This window comes from Streptomyces sp. NPDC034049 (assembly GCF_055575575.1).
In genome coordinates, this window is sequence record NZ_JBVISJ010000005.1 from 179,839 (window position 1) to 198,175 (window position 18,337).

Below are 18,337 nucleotides of genomic sequence, written 5' to 3' on the forward strand. Positions count from 1 at the left end.
CTCACGTCCGAGTCCCTACGGTCGTCCGCCGCGGACCACGGTCGCCCCCGGCGCGGGCGAGGCGGCCACCCGGGCGGCCTCGCAGGTGCCGGAGGCGAGGAGAGCGTCGGCGACGGCACGGGCCGACTCCGCGTCCCGGGCGAGGAAGGCCGTGGTCGGGCCCGAGCCGGAGACGAGCGCGGCGAGCGCGCCCGCCGCGCGGCCCTCGGCGAGGGTGTCGGCCAGCTTCGGGAACAGCGAGAGGGCGGCGGGCTGAAGGCCGTTGGAGTCCGGCAGGAACGCGGCGAGCGCGTCCACGTCCCCCTTGGCGAGCGCGTCGAGCAGCACCTGGGAGGCGACGGGCTCGGGGACGACGTCGTGCTCGTGGAGCCGGTCGAACTCGCGGTAGACGGCGGGCGTGGAGAGACCCCCGTCGGCGACGGCGAACACCCAGTGGAAGGCCCCGCCCACGTCGAGGGGCCGCAGCCGCTCCCCCCGCCCCGTGCCGAGAGCGGCCCCGCCCACCAGACTGAACGGCACGTCGCTGCCCAACTCGGCGCAGATGTCAAGGAGTTCGGCGCGGGTGGCGTTCGTGCCCCACAGCGTGTCGCAGGCCAGCAGCGCACCGGCCGCGTCCGCGCTGCCGCCGGCCATGCCCCCGGCGACGGGGATGTCCTTGACGATGTGCAGCTGGACGGCCGGCTCGATCCCGTGCCGTTCCGCCAGCGCGAGCGCGGCGCGGGCGGCGAGGTTGGTGCGGTCCAGGGGCACCTGGTCGGCGCCGGGGCCCTCGCAGGTGACGGTCAGTTCGTCGGCGGGGGTGGCGGTGACCTCGTCGTACAGCCCGACGGCGAGGAAGACGTTGGCCAGGTCGTGGAACCCGTCGGGCCGGGCACCGCCGACCGCGAGCTGCACATTGACCTTGGCGGGAACGCGAACGGTGACGCTCACGACTGACGGGGCTCCTCGTGGTGGGGCTTGGGTTCTTGGGGTGGGATCGGGGCTCAGGGCTCGGGGTGGGGCGCGGCTCGCGGTTCGGGTCGCGGCGGCCTAGCGGCCGGTCTCGCCGGGGGCGGTGTCCTCGGTGACGCGGTTCTCGGCGATGGCGGCGAACTCCTCGACCGTCAGGGACTCGCCGCGCGCCTGCGGGGAGACCCCGGCGGCGACGAGGGCGGCCTCGGCGGCGGCCGCGGAACCGGCCCAGCCGGCGAGGGCGGCCCGCAGGGTCTTGCGCCGCTGGGCGAAGGCCGCGTCGACGACCGCGAACACGTCCCGCTTGGCGGCGGTGGTCTTGACCGGCTCCGTCCGCCGGACCAGGGAGACGAGCCCGCTGTCCACGTTCGGCGCCGGCCAGAAGACGTTCCGCCCGATCGCCCCGGCCCGCTTGACCTCCGCGTACCAGTTGGCCTTCACCGACGGCACGCCGTACACCTTCGAGCCGGGCCCGGCGGCCAGCCGGTCGGCGACCTCGGCCTGGACCATCACGAGGGTGCGCTCGATGGCCGGGAAGGTGTCGAGCATGTGCAGCAGGACGGGGACGGCGACGTTGTAGGGGAGGTTCGCGACGAGGGCGGTGGGGGCGGGGCCGGGGAGGTCCGTCACGTCCATCGCGTCCGAGTGGACGAGCGCGAAACGCGCGGCGCGGGTGGGCATGCGGGCGGCGATCGTCGCGGGCAGGGCGGCGGCGAGGACGTCGTCGATCTCGACGGCCGTGACCCGGTCCGCCACCTCCAGCAGGGCGAGGGTGAGCGAGCCGAGACCCGGGCCCACCTCGACGACGGTGTCGTCCGGGCGGACATCCGCAGTGCGCACGATGCGGCGCACGGTGTTCGCGTCGATCACGAAGTTCTGGCCGCGCTGCTTGGTGGGGCGCACACCGAGCGCGGCGGCGAGTTCACGGATGTCGGCGGGGCCGAGGAGGGCGTCGGGGGAGGGGCTGCTCACCGCACCAGGGTAAGGGGCGGGGGGCTCCGCCCGGTTCTTGGGCGCCTTGTGGGGTGGGGGGCGGGGGGTTCGTGGGCGACTGCGGGTGGGTGGGGCTTCTCGCGCAGTTCCCCGCGCCCCTGAAAAGCAGGGGCTGCGCCCCCGTGCTTTTCAGGCCCGCACGCCGTGGTCTTCCAGGCCCGCAGGGGCCTGGTCTTTCAGGGGCGCGGGGAACTGCGCGAGAAGCCCCACCGGAGCCGCACCCGCCGACGCACCCCCGCCCCCACCCCACAACGCGCCCTATCCCCGCAACCGAGCCCCGCAATGCGGCCAAGGACTGGCCCCCCGCTGCACATACAGCTTCTTCGCCCGCAACGTCTGCTCCGCCGCCGACGCGTCCTGAGGCCGCCCACTCCCCCCGAGACTCCGCCACGTCCGCGTGTCGAACTGGTACAGCCCCCCGTACGTCCCGGAGGAATCCACCGCATCGGGCCGCCCACCCGACTCGCACGCGGCGAGCCCACCCCAGTTCAACCCCTCCGCCCCCGCCACGGACGTGGGCATCGTCTTCGTCCCCACCTTCACCACCTGCTCCCGCGGCTCCCGCACCACCTCCGTCCGCACCAGCCGCGGCCGCTGCCGGACCCCGTTGACCGTCCGCACCGCGTACGTGACGCGCCGCACCCCCGGCCGGCCGGCCCGCTCCACGACCTCCGTGCCCTGGAAGAGCGACGGATCCTCGCTGCGGCGCACCCGAAACGGAATCGGCGTCTCCCGGACCTCCTCGGACCCGGTGACCCGCAACACGGTGACCGTCTGCCCGTCCCGGGGGAAGCTCGACCACGCGACCGAGGTGGTGTCCTCCCCGCGCAGGGTGACCCCGGCCTGCTCCACGGCCTCCCCCACGGTCGCCGCGTTCGTACGGATCGTCCGTGTCCGCCCGTCCGCCATGATCGTGACGGTGCGCTCGGTGCGGACGTCCAGCTCCAGCCCCGCACGCCCGATCCGCTGGGAGCGCGAGGTCGACACGTACGCGCCCTCCGCACGCACCCCGAGCTGCTGAAGCGCCCCGTCCACCGTGTGGGCGGTCGTCCAGACCTTGCGCGGCTGCCCGTCCAGGGTGAGGCCGACGGGGCGCCCGTAGTGCACCGCGACCTCGTCGCCGCTGCTCAGCGCCGTACCGGGGGCGGGCGCGACGACATCGTGCGGGCCGAAGGCGACCCCTTCGTCGGCGAGCAGTTCGGTGACGTCGTCGGCGAAGGTGTGCAGCGTGCGGGGCCGCCCGTCGACGGTCAGCTCGATCGCCTTGTCCTTCGCCACGAACGCGGAGGTGCCGCCCGCGAGGAAGGCCACCACCAGGGCCTGCGGCACCAGCCGCCGCAGCGAGCCGGGCCGGTCGGCGGCCCGTCTGCGCCGCACGGCCCGCCGGGAGCCGCTCCGCCCGCCCGCACGAGCCGAGGCGTCCGGGTCCGCCCCTTCCGGCCCCTCCCGCTCACCCGGGGCCTCCTCGGCGAGCCGGTCCTCGTAGGCGGGCCGGTAGGTGTCCGCGTACACCCCGTAGGGCAGCGTCTCGGCCTCGTACGGCGACTGCGCATTGCTCACGACGACACGCTCCAGAGGGGATCCGGGTCCGGGTCGGGCGACGTGAACCTAGCGGACTCCGGTCACCCTCCAAAGCAACGCGGTCACTCAGTGTCGCGACACGGGCCGCTGATCATCTTTTTGGGTCCCCCGGACGGCCCACACGACGTGACCCGTCAGTAATCGAACGCCCTCGCCGTGTTCGCCGCGATCGCCGTCGCCAGCGCGTCCTCGTCGATGCCCCGCACCTCGGCCATCGCGCGAACCGTGACCGGAACGAGATACGGCGCGTTGGGCCGTCCGCGGTACGGCGCGGGCGTGAGGAAGGGCGCGTCGGTCTCCACGAGGACGAGTCCGAGGGGCGCGACGGCGAGGGCGTCGCGCAGCGGCTGGGCGTTCTTGAACGTCATGTTCCCGGCAAAGGACATGAAGTAGCCGTGCGCGGCGCAGACCGCGGCCATCTCGGCGTCGCCGGAGTAGCAGTGGAAGACGGTCCGCTCGGGCGCGCCCTCCTCCTTCAGGATCCGCAGCACGTCGTCGTGGGCGTCCCGGTCGTGGATGACCAGCGCCTTGCCGTGCCGTTTGGCGATCTCGATGTGCGCGCGGAAGGACCGCTCCTGGGCGGCCTTGCCCTCCGGCCCGGTCCTGAAGTAGTCGAGGCCCGTCTCCCCGACGCCCTTGACCTGCGGCAACGCGGCCAGCCGGTCGATCTCGGCGAGGGCGTCGTCGAGCGCCGCGTCCCCGCCGGGCGTCCGCGCGCCCTGCCGGGACCAGCCGTCCGGGTCGCCGTGGACGATGCGCGGCGCCTCGTTCGGGTGCAGCGCGACGGTGGCGTGCACGGCCTCGTACCGCTCGGCCGTCTCGGCGGCCCAGCGGGAGCCCTTGATGTCACAGCCGACCTGGACGACCGTCGTCACCCCCACGGAGGCGGCCTTCGCGAGGCCCTCCTCGACGGTGCCGGACTGCATGTCCAGATGGGTGTGCGAATCGGCGACCGACACCCCGAGGGGTTCGGGGAGCGGGGGCGCGGCGTTCTTGTCGTTCGAGGGCATGCCCCGATCCTACGAATCGCACGATCGGGGCATGCCCCACAGGCTCGCTGGGGGGAGGTCAGCTCGCCTTGCGGTGGAACGGGTGAAGCAGGTCGGACAGGTGCCAGTGGTGGTGTTCCGCGGGCTCCGACGCTTCCGGGGTGTCGCTGTCCGCCACCGGGCGGGGCTTCGGCAGATGCCGGCGACGCTCGGCGTCCCGCACCGACGACACCTGGCCCGCCCGCATGATCCGGACGACATGACCGTCGCAGTTCTGGCACGTGGGCCGGGACAGCGGGGACGGCACGACCGTGCCGTCGGCCACGTACATCACGAAGTCGCGCCCCTGGGCGTCGTTGTGGTGCTCTATCTCGTACGACTGCTCCCAGCCGTGCCCGCAACGCATGCAGGCGAACGCGTAGGACTCGTGAACGACGGCGGTGGCGGTGTCGCGCAGCACTGCGCGCTCTGCGATCTCGGTCATTGCCAGCTCCTCTTGTCCGCTGGACGGTGAGGACGTGGCGTGTCCGTCCTCACCACCCAGTGGATGCCCTGACGGTCCTGGAGTGCACGCCATCTGCCGACTGTTGAAGGGCATTTGGCCTCCCCTTGTGGGAAGCCCCCCGCTACGAAAGCCGCACTTTGCGCGGCTTTACCTGGGCATGGGCCGTGCGCTTTCGCGGACGACGGGGGTGGGGCTTCTCGCGCAGGGAAAGCAAGGGGCGCAGCCCCGGCTCTTCAGGGGCGCGGGGAACTGTGCGAGAACCCCCACGCACCCGCAGCCGCCGACGAACCCGCGCCCCCGAGCGACAAGGCGCCCCTACCTCGCGGCCCTCTTCGCCGCCACCACCGCGTCGAACACCTCCCGCTTCGGCACCCCCGCCTCCACCGCGACCGCCGCGATCGCCTCCTTGCGCAGCTCCCCCGCCTCCTCCCGCACCCGCACCCGCCGCACCAGCTCGTCGGCGTCCAGTTCCTCCGGCCCCTTCTCCGGCGCCCCCTCGACCACCACGGTGATCTCCCCGCGCACCCCGGCCGCCGCCCACTCGGCCAGCTCCCCGAGCGGCCCCCGCTTGATCTCCTCGTACGTCTTGGTCAGTTCGCGGCACACGGCGGCCCGCCGCCCGGCGCCGAAGGCCTCGGCCATCGCCGCGAGTGTGGCGTCCAGGCGGTGGGGCGCCTCGAAGTACACGAGGGTGCGCCGCTCCTCGGCGACCTCGCGGAGCCGGGCGAGCCGTTCGCCGGCCTTGCGCGGCGGGAACCCCTCGAAGCAGAACCGGTCGACGGGCAGCCCGGACAGCGCGAGGGCGGTGAGGACGGCCGAGGGCCCGGGTACGGCGGTGACCCGGATGTCCTTCTCCACGGCGGCCGCGACCAGCCGGTACCCGGGGTCGGAGACCGACGGCATCCCGGCGTCGGTGACCAGCAGCACCCGGGCACCGCCCACCAGCGCCTCGACGAGTTCCGGCGTGCGCGCGGCCTCGTTGCCCTCGAAGTAGGAGACGATCCGTCCGCCCGGCTGCACCCCGAGCGCCTGGGTGAGCCGCCGCAGCCGCCGGGTGTCCTCGGCGGCGACGACGTCCGCCCCGGCCAGTTCTTCGGCGAGCCGGGGCGGCGCGTCCGCGATCTCACCGATGGGGGTACCTGCCAACACAAGGATTCCAGTCACACCCCCATCCTCCCAGCCAGGCTCTGACCGGGGTGAAGCCGAGGGCCGGGGACGGTGCGGACCCGGCACATCCTCATCCCACGGGACTCCCACAGCCGTGTTCCCTACGATGGCGCGGTGACCAGTACCGCGTCCTCCACGGACACCCGGCAGGACCAGGCCACCGAAGACCCGAGGCCGTCGTGGCAGCACCGCCTGCGCCGATTCGGCTACACGGCACCGCCGAGAAGCGACGTCCGCGGCCGGCTGGTGCCGCCGTACACCCGCCCCAGCCCGCGCTTCTGGGCGGTCCTCGGCCTGCGCGAGGAGGTCGCGGACCGCCTCGTGCGCTGGTCGGCGTGGGGCGGTCCCCTGCTGGTCACGCTGGTCGCCGGACTGCTGCGGTTCCACAACCTGGGCAGTCCCAAGGCGGTGATATTCGACGAGACGTACTACGCCAAGGACGCGTGGGCGATCGTCCACCGCGGCTACGAGGTCAACTGGGCCAAGAACGCCAACGAGCTGATCCTCCAGAACAACGGGAACGTCCCGATCCCGACGGACGCGGCGTACGTCGTGCACCCGCCGGTCGGGAAGTACGTGATCGGCCTGGGCGAGCTGATGTTCGGCTTCGACCCGTTCGGCTGGCGCTTCATGACCGCCCTGCTCGGCACGCTCTCGGTCCTCATGCTGTGCCGTATCGGCCGCCGGATCTTCCGCTCGACGTTCCTCGGCTGCCTCGCAGGCGCCCTGATGGCGGTCGACGGCCTGCACTTCGTGATGAGCCGCACGGCGCTGCTGGACCAGGTGCTGATGTTCTTCGTCCTGGCGGCGTTCGGCTGCCTGGTCATCGACCGCGACAAGGCACGGGAACGCCTGGCCGCGGCCCTCCCCCCGGACGGCGACGGGGTCGTACGCCCCAACTCCCTCGTCGCCGAGACCACCCGTCTGGGCTGGCGCCCGTACCGCTGGCTGGCCGGCCTCTGTCTGGGCCTGGCGCTCGGCACCAAGTGGAACGCCCTGTACTTCATGGTGTTCTTCGGGATCATGACGGTGCTCTGGGACTACGCGGCCCGCAAGGTCGCCGGCGCCCGTCAGCCGCTGATCGCGACGGTGCAACGCGACCTGGGCCTGGCGTTCCTCTCCACGGTCCCGGTCATGATCGTCACGTATCTGGTCTCCTGGACGGGCTGGATCCTCTCCCCGGACGACGGCAGCGGCGGCTACTACCGCGACTGGGCCGCGACCGAGGGCAAGGGCGGCTGGTTCAGCTGGCTGCCGGACTGGCTGCGCAGCCTGTGGCACTACGAGCACGCGGTCTACGAGTTCCACGTCGGCCTGTCGTCCCCGCACACGTACCAGTCGAACCCGTGGAGCTGGATCGTCCTCGGCCGCCCGGTCTCGTACTTCTACGAGTCCCCGTCCCCCGGCAAGGACGGCTGCGCGGCGGACACCGCCGACAAGTGCGCCCGCGAGGTCCTGGCCATCGGCACGCCCCTGCTGTGGTGGGCCGCCGTCTTCGCTGTCCTCTACGTCCTGTGGCGCTGGTTCTTCCGCCGCGACTGGCGCGCCGGCGCGATCGCCTGCGGCATCGCCGCCGGCTACCTCCCCTGGTTCCTCTACCAGGAACGCACGATCTTCTTCTTCTACGCCGTCGTCTTCCTCCCCTTCCTCTGCCTCGCCGTCACCATGCTGATCGGCGCCGTCCTCGGCCCCCCGGGCGCCCCGGAACGCCGCCGGGTGGCCGGCGCGGCAGCCGCCGGCGTCCTGGTCCTCCTGATCATCTGGAACTTCATCTACTTCTGGCCCCTCTACACCGGCCAGCCCATCCCGATCGACAACTGGCGGTCGCGGATGTGGATGGACACCTGGGTCTAGCGGCCCGGAGCCTCGGGCGGTGCGGTCGACGGTCGGCTTTCGGTTGGCCGGATACGGGGTCGTGGTGGCCTGAATGGGGTTCTGTGAGGGGGCTGGGCTAACAATCAGGGCACGCGCAGGGCGCATTTTTCCCACGCGTTACTGCCTCGTGTTTACAGTGAGCCTCGGCAAGCGGTTTCTGAACGTGTTCAAAGACGTGTTCGGGGCCGGACGGGTAGCCACTACGGGGTGACGGGGAAGGGAACGCGTCATGCGCAAGGGGGTCAAGGTCGCCATAGTCGGCGGGGTGTTCGCCGCGATGGTGGGAGGAGCCGGGTACGGCGGGTACAACATCGTCAGCGCGCTCAACGGGGACGGCGGGGGCGTCGAGAAGCGCACCGGGCCGCCGAGCGGGGACGAGGTGCGGGAGACCACCGAGAAGTTCTTCGCCGCCTGGGAGAAGGGCGACGCGGCCACGGCGTCCTCGTACACGAACGACGCGGCGGACGCGCAGGCCGTGTTCGGCAGTTTCGTCGACGCCGCGCGGATCGCGGACGTGAAGATCGAGCCGGGCGAGCCCACCGGCTCCGGGGACAGGACCGTCCCGTACTCCGTCACCGCCACGGTGTCGTACGACGGCAAGAGCAGGAAGCTCCTCTACAAGAGCCGGCTGACCGTCGTGCGGGGGAAGACGACCGGGCGGGCCCTGGTCGACTGGCGGCCGACCGTCGTGCATCCCGAGCTGAAGGCCGGCGACCGCCTGTTCGTCGGCGAGGCGGCGGCGCCGCCCATCGAGGCCGTGGACCGGGACGGCAAGGTGCTGACCAAGGAGAAGTACCCCTCCCTCGGACCGGTCCTCGACACCCTGCGCGAGCGCTACGGCGCCGACGCGGGCGGCACCCCCGGCATCGAGCTGGGCATCCGCCACACCACCACGAACGCGGGCGACACCACGCTGCTGACCCTCGCCGAGGGCAAGGCGGGCAAGCTGGAGACCACGATCAGCGCGGGGGTGCAGGCGGCGGCCGAGAAGGCGGTCAAGAAGTTCGGGGAGTCCTCCGTGGTCGCGCTGCAGCCCAGCACCGGGCAGGTGCTCGCCGTCGCCAACAACCGCAAAGACGACTTCAACGCGGCCTTCCAGGGCGAACTGCCGCCCGGCTCCACGATGAAGATCATCACCGCCGCGATGCTCATCGACAACGGCGTGACCTCCATGAACGGCCCGGCCCCCTGCCCCGACACGGCCACCTGGCAGAGCCAGACCTTCAAGAACCTGCCGGGCATGAAGCCCGACGAGACGTCGAACGCCACGCTCGCAGGCGCCTTCGAGCGGTCCTGCAACACGGCGTTCATCAAGCTCATCGACGAGAAGCCGCTGACCGACGCGTCGTTGACCGAGGAGGCGCAGGACAGGTTCGGGATCGGCCGGGACGACTGGAAGACGGGCATCGTCTCCATGGACGGCAAGGTGCCGCCGTCCGGCGGGCCGAACCGGGCCGCCAACGCCATCGGGCAGGGCGATGTGCTGATGAACCCGCTGAACATGGCGTCGGTGACGTCGACGGCGATCACGGGGCGGTTCCGGCAGCCGTATCTGGTGTCGCCGGAGCTGGACGACCGGAAGCTGGCCACGGCGGAGGGGTTGCGGGCCGGTACCGCGTCGCAGTTGAAGCAGATGATGAGGCTGACCGCGACGCAGGGGACCGCCGCGAGCGTCATGGCCGGCCTGAGCGGGGAGATCGGGGCGAAGACCGGGTCCGCGGAGATCGACGGGCAGGCCGTGGCGGACAGTTGGTTCACCGGGTTCCGGGGGGATGTGGCCGCGGCGGCGATGTCGGAGGGCGGTGGCCGCGGCGGCGAGGCGGCCGGGCCGATCGTGGTGGAGGTGCTGAAGGCCGGGGGGTGAGTCGTGGGGCCGGGTCGCGCCGTCGAGGGGGCGGTGCGTTGCGGGGTGCGGGCAGTTCGTGGTTGCTCGCGCAGTTCCCCGCGCCCCTGAAAAGCACGGGCTGCGCCCCGTGCTTTTCAGGCCCGCAGGGCCGTGGTCTTTCGGGCTCGCAGGGCCTGGTCTTTCAGGGGCGCGGGGAACTGCGCGAGAAGCCCCGCCGACCCGCACCCGACAACGCACCCTCTTCGGCCGAACCCCACGGAGTGACCCGCGGGACTCTAGTGTGGTGCCTCTCGTTGAGGAACGAGAGGCAGCCGGGGGCAGCGGAAGGTCGGGAGCGTGGGTAAGAGAAGGCGTGTCGACGAGCGGAAGGCCGCGAAGTCGGGGAGGTCACGGCGGCATCTCGTGCTGGGCGGGGTCGCGGTCGCGGCTCTCGGCGGGGGCGCGATGGCCGTGTACACGGTGTTCGGCGCCGGCGCGGCCGCCGAGGACGGCTCGGCCGACGCCAAGGCCGTGAAGACCGGCCCCCTGTCCGCCGCCGAGGTCCGCACGGCCGCGACCACGTTCCTCACGGCCTGGCAGAAGGGCACGGTCGCCAAGGCCGCCGCCGCCACGGACGACTCGACGGCCGCCACGGCGGCGTTGACCGGCTTCACCAAGGACGCCCACATCACGGACGTCACCCTCACCCGCGGCAAGCGCTCCGGCGACGAGGTGCCGTTCACGGTGAAGGGCACGGTCTCCTTCAAGGGCACCGAGAAGCCGCTGACCTACAAGTCCGCCCTCACCGTCGTCCGGGCGGAGAAGGACGGCGAACCCGTCGTCGACTGGCAGCCGTCCGTCGTCCACCCCGAACTCGCCGCAGGCGACCGGCTGGTGACCGGCGAGGCGGGCACGCCCCCGGTGAAGGCCCTCGACCGGGACGGGGGCGAGCTGACGACGGAGAAGTACCCTTCGCTGGGCTCGGTGCTGGACGGTCTGCGGGAGAAGTACGGCAAGAAGGCGGGCGGCAAGGCGGGCGTCGAGCTGCGGATCGTCCGCGCCGACCCGGCCGCGGACGGGTCGGACGACAGGTCCTCCGCCGAGCCCAAGGACTCCACGAAGTCCGTCGACTCCACCAAGTCCACCAAGAAGGCCGCCGACAAGACACTGCTGGAGCTGAGCAAGGGCACCCCGGGCGAGGTGAGGACGACGCTCAGCCCGTCGTTGCAGGCCGCCGCCGAGGAGAAGGTGGCGGCCACGAAGCGGGCGTCGGTGGTCGTGATGCGGCCCTCGACCGGCGAGATCCTGGCCGCGGCCAACTCCAGCAGCTTCAACGTGGCGTTCCAGGGCTCGCTGGCCCCCGGCTCCACGATGAAGATCGTGTCGTCGGCCCTGCTCATCGACAAGGGCCTGGCCTCGGCGGACAAGGGCCACCCCTGCCCCAAGTACTCGTCGTACGGCGGCTGGAAGTTCCAGAACGACGACAAGTTCGAGATCAAGGGCGGGACGTTCAAGGCGAGTTTCGCCCGCTCCTGCAACACCGCCTTCATCTCCCAGGCGAAGAAGCTGGACGACGACTCCCTGACCAAGGAGGCCCAGCAGGTCTTCGGGCTCGGCCTGAACAACTGGGCCATCGGCGTCTCCAGCTTCGACGGCGCGGTGCCGGTGCAGAGCAACGCCCCGATGGCGGCCTCGCTGATCGGCCAGGGCGGGGTGCGGATGAACCCGCTGAACATGGCGTCGGTGGTCGCGACGGCCAAGACGGGGGTCTTCAAGCAGCCCTACCTGGTCCCGCCGTCCGTCGACGACCGCACCCTGGCCACCGCCTCCCGCCCCATGTCCGCGACGGTCCGCTCCCAGCTCCGCGAACTCCTCCAGTACACCGCCGCGGCCGGTACGGCGGCCGAGGCGATGTCGGGTCTCGGCCCGGACTACGGCGCCAAGACCGGCTCCGCCGAGGTCGACGGCCAGAAGGAGCCCAACGGCTGGTTCACGGCTTGGAAGGGCGACCTGGCCTCCGCCGGAGTCGTCCAACAGGGCGGCCACGGCAGCGAGTCGGCGGGACCGATCGTGGCCGCGCTGCTCAAGGCGGGCAGCGGCGGCTGACAGCGGCCGCTGGCCGGTGGCCGGCGGTCAGTCGTCGGTCGCGTCCGTCCGCTGCACCGAGCGTTCCTGGATCGGCATCTCCTCGTACGCCTCGGACGCCGGGCGCAGACACCAGTCGAGCATCGACGGCCAGGGGCCGTAGCCCGAGTCCGGGTTGAGGTGGGCCTCGCCGGGCAGCACGTCGACGGGCAGGCCGAGGGGCCGCGCGTACGCCGTGGCCGCGCCCGGCAGGCAGTACGGGTCGTTGTCGCTGCCGACGACCCGGGTGTACGCCGCCGTCTCGGCCAGCCGCTTGGGCGTCAGCGGCGGCGGGGCGAACTCGGCGATCTCCGGCTGCTTCAGGGCGAACTCGGGGGACGGTGGGGCCACGAGGAGGACGCGGTCGACGGGGCCGGACAGGATGCCGTCCCGGGCGACCGCGTGCAGCCACAGCAGACAGGCCAGGCTGTGGCAGACCACGGTGATCCGCCGGCCCGCCAACTCACCGAGCAGCGCGTCCAGTTCCGCCAGCCATCGCTCCAGGTCCGGGTCGTCCGCCTCCGGGAGCTGGGGGTAGGCGACCTCGTGGCCCAGGTCGGTGAGGCGGTCGGCCAGCCAGTGCTGCCAGTGGGTGGGCGGGCGGTGGTTCTGCCAGCCGTGCAGGATGAGGAAGGCGCGGGTGTCGTCGGCGGGCGGGGTATCTGTCATCCCTCGATCGTCAGCGAAACGGATCGGTCGGTCCAGTGCCGTCTCTGTGGCTGGATGGGAGGGCGAGGCGGGTGCGTTGTCAGGTGCGGGTCCGGTGGGGCTTCTCGCGCAGTTCCCCGCGTCCCGGAAAAGCAGGGGCTGCGCCCCGTGCTCTTCACCCCGCGGCCCCGTCGCTTTCCAGACCTGCGGCGCCGTGGTCTTCCAGGCCCGCAGGGCCTGGTCTTTCAGGGGCGCGGGGAACTGCGCGAGAAGCCCCACCGACCCGCACCCGCCAACGCACCCCCAACCACCCCCGGCCCACCGCCCACCACCCGACAACCCACTCGCATGGCCACTACACCCACCACTACCGTGCCGGACATGACCACCGACCCGCAGGACACCGACGGCCCCGCCGCCCACCCCCGTATCCGCCGTTTGCCCGAAGCCACCCGCACGCTGATCACGCACGCGGGCGCCACCCTGGTCGACGTCCGCGAGGGCATGGGCGCCGGCGAAGGCGAGGGCGACGCGTGACGCCGCTCGTCACCGCGGCGGTGCTGCTCGCCGCCGTCACCCACGCCAGCTGGAACGCCATCGCCCACAAGATCACCGACAAGCTCGTCGGGTTCACGCTGATAGCCGGCGGCGGCGCGCTGATCGGGTTCGCGATGGTGCCGTTCGTACCGCTCCCGGCGGCCGGCGCGTGGCCGTACCTGATCGCGTCGACGGTCATCCACCTCGTGTACTACGTGCTGCTGATGACGTCCTTCCGGCTGGGCGACTTCGGCCAGGCGTACCCGATCGCGCGCGGCTCCGCGCCCCTCGTCGTCACCGTCCTCGCCGCCGCCTTCGCGCACGAGGTGCCGGACGGCTGGGCGGCGGCCGGCGTCCTACTGAGCTGTGCCGGGCTGACCGGGGTCGCGCTGTGGGGCCTGCGCGGCAGCCGGCCGCACTGGGCGGCGATCGGGGCGGCGCTGGCCACGGGCCTGTCGATCGCCGCGTACACGGTCGTCGACGGCCTCGGGGTCCGGGCCTCCGGGTCCGCCATGAGCTACATCGCCTGGCTGATGGCGCTGGAGGGGCTCGCGATCCCCGCGTACGCGCTCTGGCGGTGGCGCGGGGAGACGGTCGCGCTGCTCCGGCCGTACGCCGGCGTGGGCCTCCTCGGCGCCGCGCTGTCCGTGGTGGCGTACGGGCTGGTCCTGTGGGCCCAGACCAAGGCCGAGTTGGCGCCCATCGCGGCCCTGCGGGAGTCGTCGATCATCGTGGGGGCGGCGATCGGGGCGGTGTTCTTCAAGGAGCGGTTCGGGGCGCCGCGGCTGGTGGCGGCGGGGCTGCTGGTGGTGGGGATCGGGCTGATGCTGCGGGCCGGGTAGACCGGCCGCGGACCGGGGTGCGCACCGGGAGCCGGGCCGGACGCCGCGCAGGCCGTGCGTCCCCCGTCGGGGAGGAGCACTCTGGAAAGAGCGGTTCCGGAGGTGATCGTCATGATGAAAACCGCTGTCGGATGGCACATCGAGCTGGAGTTCCAGGAGGACGATCAGCGCACACGGGCGGCGGCCCTCGTACGGCTCCCCGACGGGAAGGAGGTACGGGCCAACGGCTACGCCAGCCGCCACCAGACCGACGCCAACCAGCCACGGGTCGGCGAGGAGATAGCCGGGGCCAGGGCCCTGAACGAGCTGGCCATGAAGCTCCTCACCAAGGCCCACGACGAGATAGACGAGGCATCGGGCAGAACGTCCCACCCGATAGCTCTCTGAACCCCTCTGAGCAGGCGGCCCACAGGCGCCCGGCGACGAGGCGCGCCCCACCCCGGCCGGCCCCGCGCGGCCGGGGTCCCGGGTGCCCGACAGGCCCGATTCCGCCCTGTGGTTGACTGGCCCCGTGTTGCACGAGTCGGTCTTCCGGTCCGTGGACCTCCCGGTGGACGCCCGGTTCGAGGCCTGGGCGGAGCTGCTGCGGCAGACACACGCGCCCATGGATCTGGTCCCCATCCCGCTGTCGACGGCCGACCGCGGCCACCACCCCGGCGCCGACTACCACGCGCACCAACGCCTGATCGCCCTCGGCGACGTGACGATCTGGCCCGCCACCTTCGACCCGATCGTCTTCCGCCGCACACCTCGGATGGTCCGGCAGTCCGACCCGGAGACCTTCCATCTCTCCCTCCTCCTCCAGGGCGAGGGCGCCGCCAGCTGGGGCAGACAGCAGACGGCGTACGAGGCACAGGACTTCCACGTCAACTGCACCTCGATGGCGTACGACATCCTCACCGGCACCGAACCGGTCACCACCGTCGGTGTCGAGATACCCCGCTCCCTCGTCGCCCTGCCCGCGCGCAAGGCGGACCGGGTGATCGGGAGCCGTCTGTCGGGCCGGGAGGGCGTCGGCGCGCTGCTCGCGCAGTTCCTGATGCGGCTGGCCGAGGACACGACCCCGTACGGGCCGGCCGACGCGCCCCGGCTGGGCACGGTCGTCGCCGATCTGGTCACCGCGCTCTTCGGCCATGTCGCCGACACCGAGCCGCGGCTGACGCCGGAGGCCCACCGGCGGACGCTGCTGCTGAACGTCAAGGTGTTCGTACGGCGGCATCTGGGCGACCCCGACCTCACCCCCGCGGCCATCGCCGCCGCCCATCACATCTCACGCAGCTATCTGCACCGGCTCTTCCAGGAGGAGGGCCTGACCGTCGCGGCGTACGTCCGCGACCAGCGGCTGCGCAACGCGTACCGCGACCTCACCGCCCCCGACCCCGCGCTGCGGGCCACTCCGATCCACGCGATCGGGGCGCGCTGGGGCTTCCCGCGCGCGGCCGAGTTCAGCCGGGCCTTCCGGACGGCGTACGGGGTGCCGCCGAGCGAGCTGCGGAGCCGGGTGGCCGCCGAGGGGCGCTGAACAGTGGACTCGTTGCCAAGTGACAGTGGACCGTCCGCCAACGACATGCGAGGGAATTCGGCGCATCCTGGTGAGCGCCGCCGCGGAGGGCGGCCGTCCGGATCACCGGGATCGGGCCAGGACACCACGGGGGAGCCCTGGGCCGATCCGGCCGCTCGCCGTGACGGCCGCTCTCCGTGGCGCCGAAGCGCGCCCACTGGCCCCTCAGGCTTTCAGCGCCGCTCTCACCGCCGCCACCAGCGCCTGTGCCCTCGGGTCCGCCGTCACCGTCTTGCGGTAGCCGTTCGTGACGTAGCCGAAGGCGATGCCGGACTCGGGGTCGGCGAAGCCGAGCGGGCCACCTCGGCCGGGGTGGCCGAAGGATGTCGGGGCCAGCAGCGGCGAGGCGGTGCCGTGGAGCATGTAACCGAGTCCGAAGCGGGTGTTGACGACCAGGACGCGGTCGGGCCCGGAGGACTCCTCGGCGCGGGCCGCCGCCAGGGTCGCCGGGGCGAACAGCCGTACGCCGTCGACCTCGCCGGCGAGTGCCGCGTAGAAACGGGCCAGGCCGTCCGCCGTCGCGATGCCGTTGGTCGCCGGGAGCGCGGACGCCCGGTACGCCGGGTCGTTCTGGTCGGGGAACGGGGTGATCGCGGCGAAGGCGCGGCGGGTGAGGGAGTCGGGGTCGTCGTAGGCCTCGGTGACCGACCGCTTGGCGCGGACCCGGAGGCCGCCGCTGGGCTCGGGCGGCGCTGCCAGGCGTCCGGCGCGGCCCACCCGGCCCGTCGCCGCCACCGCGTCCGGCAGGCCCAGCCACAGGTCGTCGGCCAGGCCCAGCGGGGCGGCGATGTCGGACGCGATCCACGCGCCGGTGCCGCGGCCGGTCACCCGCCGGACCAGTTCGTCGAGGATCCAGCCGTACGTGAGGGGGTGGTAGCCGTGGGCGGTGCCGGGCTCCCAGGCCGGGGTCTGCGCGGCGACGGCCTCGGCGCCCCGGCGCGGGTCCAGGGCCTCGGCGGGAGTGAGGGGGTGGTCCAGGACCGGGAGCCCGGCGCGGTGGCTGAGCACGTGCCGGACCAGCACGCGGTCCTTGCCGTGCGCCTTGAACTCCGGCCAGTACCGGCCCACCGGCGCGTCGAGGTCCAGTTCCCCGCGCTCGGCCAGCAGCAGCGCCACGGCGGCGGCGACGCCCTTGGTCGCCGAGCGCATGATCTGGGCGGTGTCCCGCTGCCAGGGCTCGGTGCCGTCGACGTCCCGGGTGCCGGCCCAGAGGTCGACGGCCCTGCGCCCGTGCCGGTACACGACGACCGCCGCGCCCCGCTCGCCGAGTGCCTCGAAGTTGCGTACGAACGCGGCCCTGACCGGCTCGAAGCCCTCGTCGACCGTACCGTTCACGTCCACGTCGGCGCTCCCTGTCCGTTCACCCGCCGTACTCGCCACGACGACGGGTGCAACGTACACGCACGGGCCCGGATTCCTCCGGCCGGGGGCCGGGCCTGCCGGGTCGGTCGCCTCAGCCCAGCACGATCGTGACGTCGATGTTGTCGCGGGTCGCGTTCGAGTACGGGCAGACCTGGTGGGCGGCGTCGACGAGCTTGGCCGCGATGTCCTGGTCGATGATCGGGAGGGAGACGCTGAGGGCGACGGCGAGGCCGTAACCGCGCTGCTGGTTGGGGCCGATGCCGACCTTCGCGGCGACGGTGGAGCCGGTGAGGTCGTAGCCCGCGCGGCGGCCGACGAGGACCAGCGCGTTGTGGAAGCAGGAGCTGTACCCGGCGGCGAACAGCTGCTCGGGGTTGGTGCCGTCGCCGTCGCCGCCCATCGCCGGGGGCATCGCGACCTTGAGGTCGATCTGCCCGTCCTGACTGCTGATGTAGCCGTCGCGGCCACCGTGCGCGGTGGCCTCGGCGACGTACATGATCTTCGTCGGACGTGTGTCGGGTCGGGTGTCGGGACGCGTATCGGAACGGGTCTCCACCGCGGTGTCGTCAGTCATTCCCTTGGCCTCCCCCAGGACGAGCGCGTGGCCTCCCCGGACAGGCGCGCACGAATACATCGTGCACAAGGTACCGGGCGGTAGGGGACAGCGGTTACCGGGGGGTAGTAACCATGGGTAACACAAGGTCACCTTCGGCCGTGCTCAACGGCCCGCCGCCTTGGTCGCCCGCGCCGTCAGCTGCCACAGCTCCTCGCGCAGCCGGGCGACGTCCGGGCCCTGCAGCCCGGTGGCGGCGGCGAGGGTGGCGGGGACGGCCGCCGCGCGGTCGCGGAGCTGTTCGCCGCGGCCGGTGAGGGTGATCCGCACCGAGCGCTCGTCGCGCGGGGACCGCTCCCGGCGCAGCAGCCCGGCCGACTCCAGCCGCTTCAGCAACGGCGAGACCGTGCCGTAGTCGAGCCGCAGGGTGTCCGCCAGTTCCTTGACGCCGGTCTCCCCGTGCTCCCAGAGGGAGAGCATGACCAGGTACTGCGGGTAGGTCAGGCCGAGTTCGTCGAGCAGCGGGCGGTACGCGGCGGTGACCGCGCGCTGGGCCGCGTAGAGCGCGAAACACAACTGCTCGTCGAGGAGCAGCGAACCATGCCGGGGCGCATCCGCTTGGTCTGTCACGGGGTCCATTGTCGCGGACGCCGTTTTCGTCCGCGGGTCCGGTGGGGGTCGCTCGCGCAGTTCCCCGCGCCCCTGAAAACCAGGGGCTGCGCCCCGTGCTTTTCATGGCCCGCGGCCCCGTCGCTTTCCAGGCCCGCAGCCCGTCCCCTTCCGGACCCGCAGCCCCGTCGCTTTCCGGACCTGCGGCGCCGTGG

The 18,337-nt window shown here is 72.7% G+C and carries 17 protein-coding genes; 7 read left to right on the forward strand and 10 right to left on the reverse strand.

Going from position 1 to position 18,337, the window contains the following annotated elements; all coding sequences use genetic code 11:
• Positions 1-15: 15 nt before the first annotated feature.
• The 6 genes from ACZ52C_RS17005 to rsmI form a co-directional block, all read right to left on the reverse strand.
• Positions 16-930, reverse strand: a complete 915-nt coding sequence (locus ACZ52C_RS17005) for a 4-(cytidine 5'-diphospho)-2-C-methyl-D-erythritol kinase (RefSeq protein WP_469075461.1) — start codon at positions 928-930, stop codon at positions 16-18.
• Positions 931-1,029: 99 nt separating this feature from the next.
• Positions 1,030-1,923, reverse strand: coding sequence for a 16S rRNA (adenine(1518)-N(6)/adenine(1519)-N(6))-dimethyltransferase RsmA (gene rsmA, locus ACZ52C_RS17010; RefSeq protein ID WP_469075462.1), 894 nt, complete (start codon positions 1,921-1,923; stop codon positions 1,030-1,032).
• A gap of 279 nt (positions 1,924-2,202) precedes the next feature.
• Positions 2,203-3,504, reverse strand: coding sequence for a ubiquitin-like domain-containing protein (locus ACZ52C_RS17015; RefSeq protein ID WP_469075463.1), 1,302 nt, complete (start codon positions 3,502-3,504; stop codon positions 2,203-2,205).
• Between the two features lie 155 nt (positions 3,505-3,659).
• A complete protein-coding gene (locus tag ACZ52C_RS17020) occupies positions 3,660-4,535 on the reverse strand; it encodes a TatD family hydrolase (RefSeq protein ID WP_469075464.1) in 876 nt (291 codons plus the stop codon).
• 58 nt (positions 4,536-4,593) lie between these two features.
• The gene (locus tag ACZ52C_RS17025) at positions 4,594-4,998 is read right to left on the reverse strand and encodes a hypothetical protein (protein ID WP_469075465.1); all 405 of its coding nucleotides are present in this window, start codon (positions 4,996-4,998) and stop codon (positions 4,594-4,596) included.
• Positions 4,999-5,334: 336 nt separating this feature from the next.
• Positions 5,335-6,183, reverse strand: coding sequence for a 16S rRNA (cytidine(1402)-2'-O)-methyltransferase (gene rsmI / locus ACZ52C_RS17030; protein ID WP_469075466.1), 849 nt, complete (start codon positions 6,181-6,183; stop codon positions 5,335-5,337).
• Positions 6,184-6,300: 117 nt separating this feature from the next.
• Between rsmI and ACZ52C_RS17035 the strand changes: the two genes are divergently transcribed.
• The 3 genes from ACZ52C_RS17035 (at position 6,301) to ACZ52C_RS17045 (ending at position 11,992) form a co-directional block, all read left to right on the forward strand.
• Positions 6,301-8,040, forward strand: coding sequence for a dolichyl-phosphate-mannose--protein mannosyltransferase (locus tag ACZ52C_RS17035; RefSeq protein WP_469075467.1), 1,740 nt, complete (start codon positions 6,301-6,303; stop codon positions 8,038-8,040).
• 250 nt (positions 8,041-8,290) lie between these two features.
• A complete protein-coding gene (locus ACZ52C_RS17040; RefSeq protein WP_469075468.1) occupies positions 8,291-9,925 on the forward strand; it encodes a penicillin-binding transpeptidase domain-containing protein in 1,635 nt (544 codons plus the stop codon).
• Positions 9,926-10,243: 318 nt separating this feature from the next.
• A complete protein-coding gene (locus ACZ52C_RS17045; protein WP_469075469.1) occupies positions 10,244-11,992 on the forward strand; it encodes a penicillin-binding transpeptidase domain-containing protein in 1,749 nt (582 codons plus the stop codon).
• Between the two features lie 27 nt (positions 11,993-12,019).
• Here ACZ52C_RS17045 and ACZ52C_RS17050 read toward each other — a convergent pair whose 3' ends face one another.
• Complete coding sequence (locus ACZ52C_RS17050) at positions 12,020-12,679, reverse strand: RBBP9/YdeN family alpha/beta hydrolase (protein ID WP_469075470.1); 660 nt, start codon at positions 12,677-12,679, stop codon at positions 12,020-12,022.
• A 360-nt stretch (positions 12,680-13,039) separates the two neighbouring features.
• On the opposite strand from ACZ52C_RS17050, the gene ACZ52C_RS17055 reads away from it, so the two are divergent.
• From ACZ52C_RS17055 to ACZ52C_RS17070, 4 genes are all read left to right on the forward strand, one after another.
• Positions 13,040-13,195 carry a hypothetical protein gene (locus ACZ52C_RS17055; protein WP_469075471.1) on the forward strand — a complete coding sequence of 52 codons (156 nt, stop codon included), beginning with the start codon at positions 13,040-13,042 and terminating at the stop codon, positions 13,193-13,195.
• Entirely contained in the window at positions 13,192-14,037 is an 846-nt protein-coding gene (locus tag ACZ52C_RS17060; protein ID WP_469075472.1) for an EamA family transporter, read from the forward strand. The genes ACZ52C_RS17055 and ACZ52C_RS17060 overlap by 4 nt, the downstream gene beginning before the upstream one ends.
• Positions 14,038-14,148: 111 nt before the next feature.
• Positions 14,149-14,424, forward strand: a complete 276-nt coding sequence (locus tag ACZ52C_RS17065; RefSeq protein ID WP_033532019.1) for a DUF1876 domain-containing protein — start codon at positions 14,149-14,151, stop codon at positions 14,422-14,424.
• A gap of 124 nt (positions 14,425-14,548) precedes the next feature.
• Entirely contained in the window at positions 14,549-15,559 is a 1,011-nt protein-coding gene (locus tag ACZ52C_RS17070) for a helix-turn-helix domain-containing protein (protein WP_469075473.1), read from the forward strand.
• A gap of 204 nt (positions 15,560-15,763) precedes the next feature.
• Here the strand turns inward: ACZ52C_RS17070 and ACZ52C_RS17075 are convergent, their stop codons facing one another.
• The 3 genes from ACZ52C_RS17075 to ACZ52C_RS17085 form a co-directional block, all read right to left on the reverse strand.
• Positions 15,764-16,939 carry a serine hydrolase domain-containing protein gene (locus tag ACZ52C_RS17075; RefSeq protein ID WP_469075474.1) on the reverse strand — a complete coding sequence of 392 codons (1,176 nt, stop codon included), beginning with the start codon at positions 16,937-16,939 and terminating at the stop codon, positions 15,764-15,766.
• A 112-nt stretch (positions 16,940-17,051) separates the two neighbouring features.
• Positions 17,052-17,534 (reverse strand): organic hydroperoxide resistance protein, encoded by a 483-nt coding sequence (locus ACZ52C_RS17080; RefSeq protein WP_192332047.1) that lies wholly within the window; start codon positions 17,532-17,534, stop codon positions 17,052-17,054.
• A 144-nt stretch (positions 17,535-17,678) separates the two neighbouring features.
• Positions 17,679-18,152 carry a MarR family winged helix-turn-helix transcriptional regulator gene (locus ACZ52C_RS17085; RefSeq protein ID WP_045556225.1) on the reverse strand — a complete coding sequence of 158 codons (474 nt, stop codon included), beginning with the start codon at positions 18,150-18,152 and terminating at the stop codon, positions 17,679-17,681.
• Between the last annotated feature and the right edge of the window lie 185 nt (positions 18,153-18,337).

Coding starts and splice junctions, on each gene's coding strand:
- ACZ52C_RS17020 (WP_469075464.1), bottom strand. CDS start 4,535: ATGCCCTCGAACGACAAGAACGCCGCGCCCCCGCTCCCCGAACCCCTC.
- ACZ52C_RS17025 (WP_469075465.1), bottom strand. CDS start 4,998: ATGACCGAGATCGCAGAGCGCGCAGTGCTGCGCGACACCGCCACCGCC.
- ACZ52C_RS17040 (WP_469075468.1), top strand. CDS start 8,291: ATGCGCAAGGGGGTCAAGGTCGCCATAGTCGGCGGGGTGTTCGCCGCG.
- ACZ52C_RS17050 (WP_469075470.1), bottom strand. CDS start 12,679: ATGACAGATACCCCGCCCGCCGACGACACCCGCGCCTTCCTCATCCTG.
- ACZ52C_RS17055 (WP_469075471.1), top strand. CDS start 13,040: ATGACCACCGACCCGCAGGACACCGACGGCCCCGCCGCCCACCCCCGT.
- ACZ52C_RS17065 (WP_033532019.1), top strand. CDS start 14,149: ATGATGAAAACCGCTGTCGGATGGCACATCGAGCTGGAGTTCCAGGAG.
- ACZ52C_RS17080 (WP_192332047.1), bottom strand. CDS start 17,534: ATGACTGACGACACCGCGGTGGAGACCCGTTCCGATACGCGTCCCGAC.
- ACZ52C_RS17085 (WP_045556225.1), bottom strand. CDS start 18,152: ATGGACCCCGTGACAGACCAAGCGGATGCGCCCCGGCATGGTTCGCTG.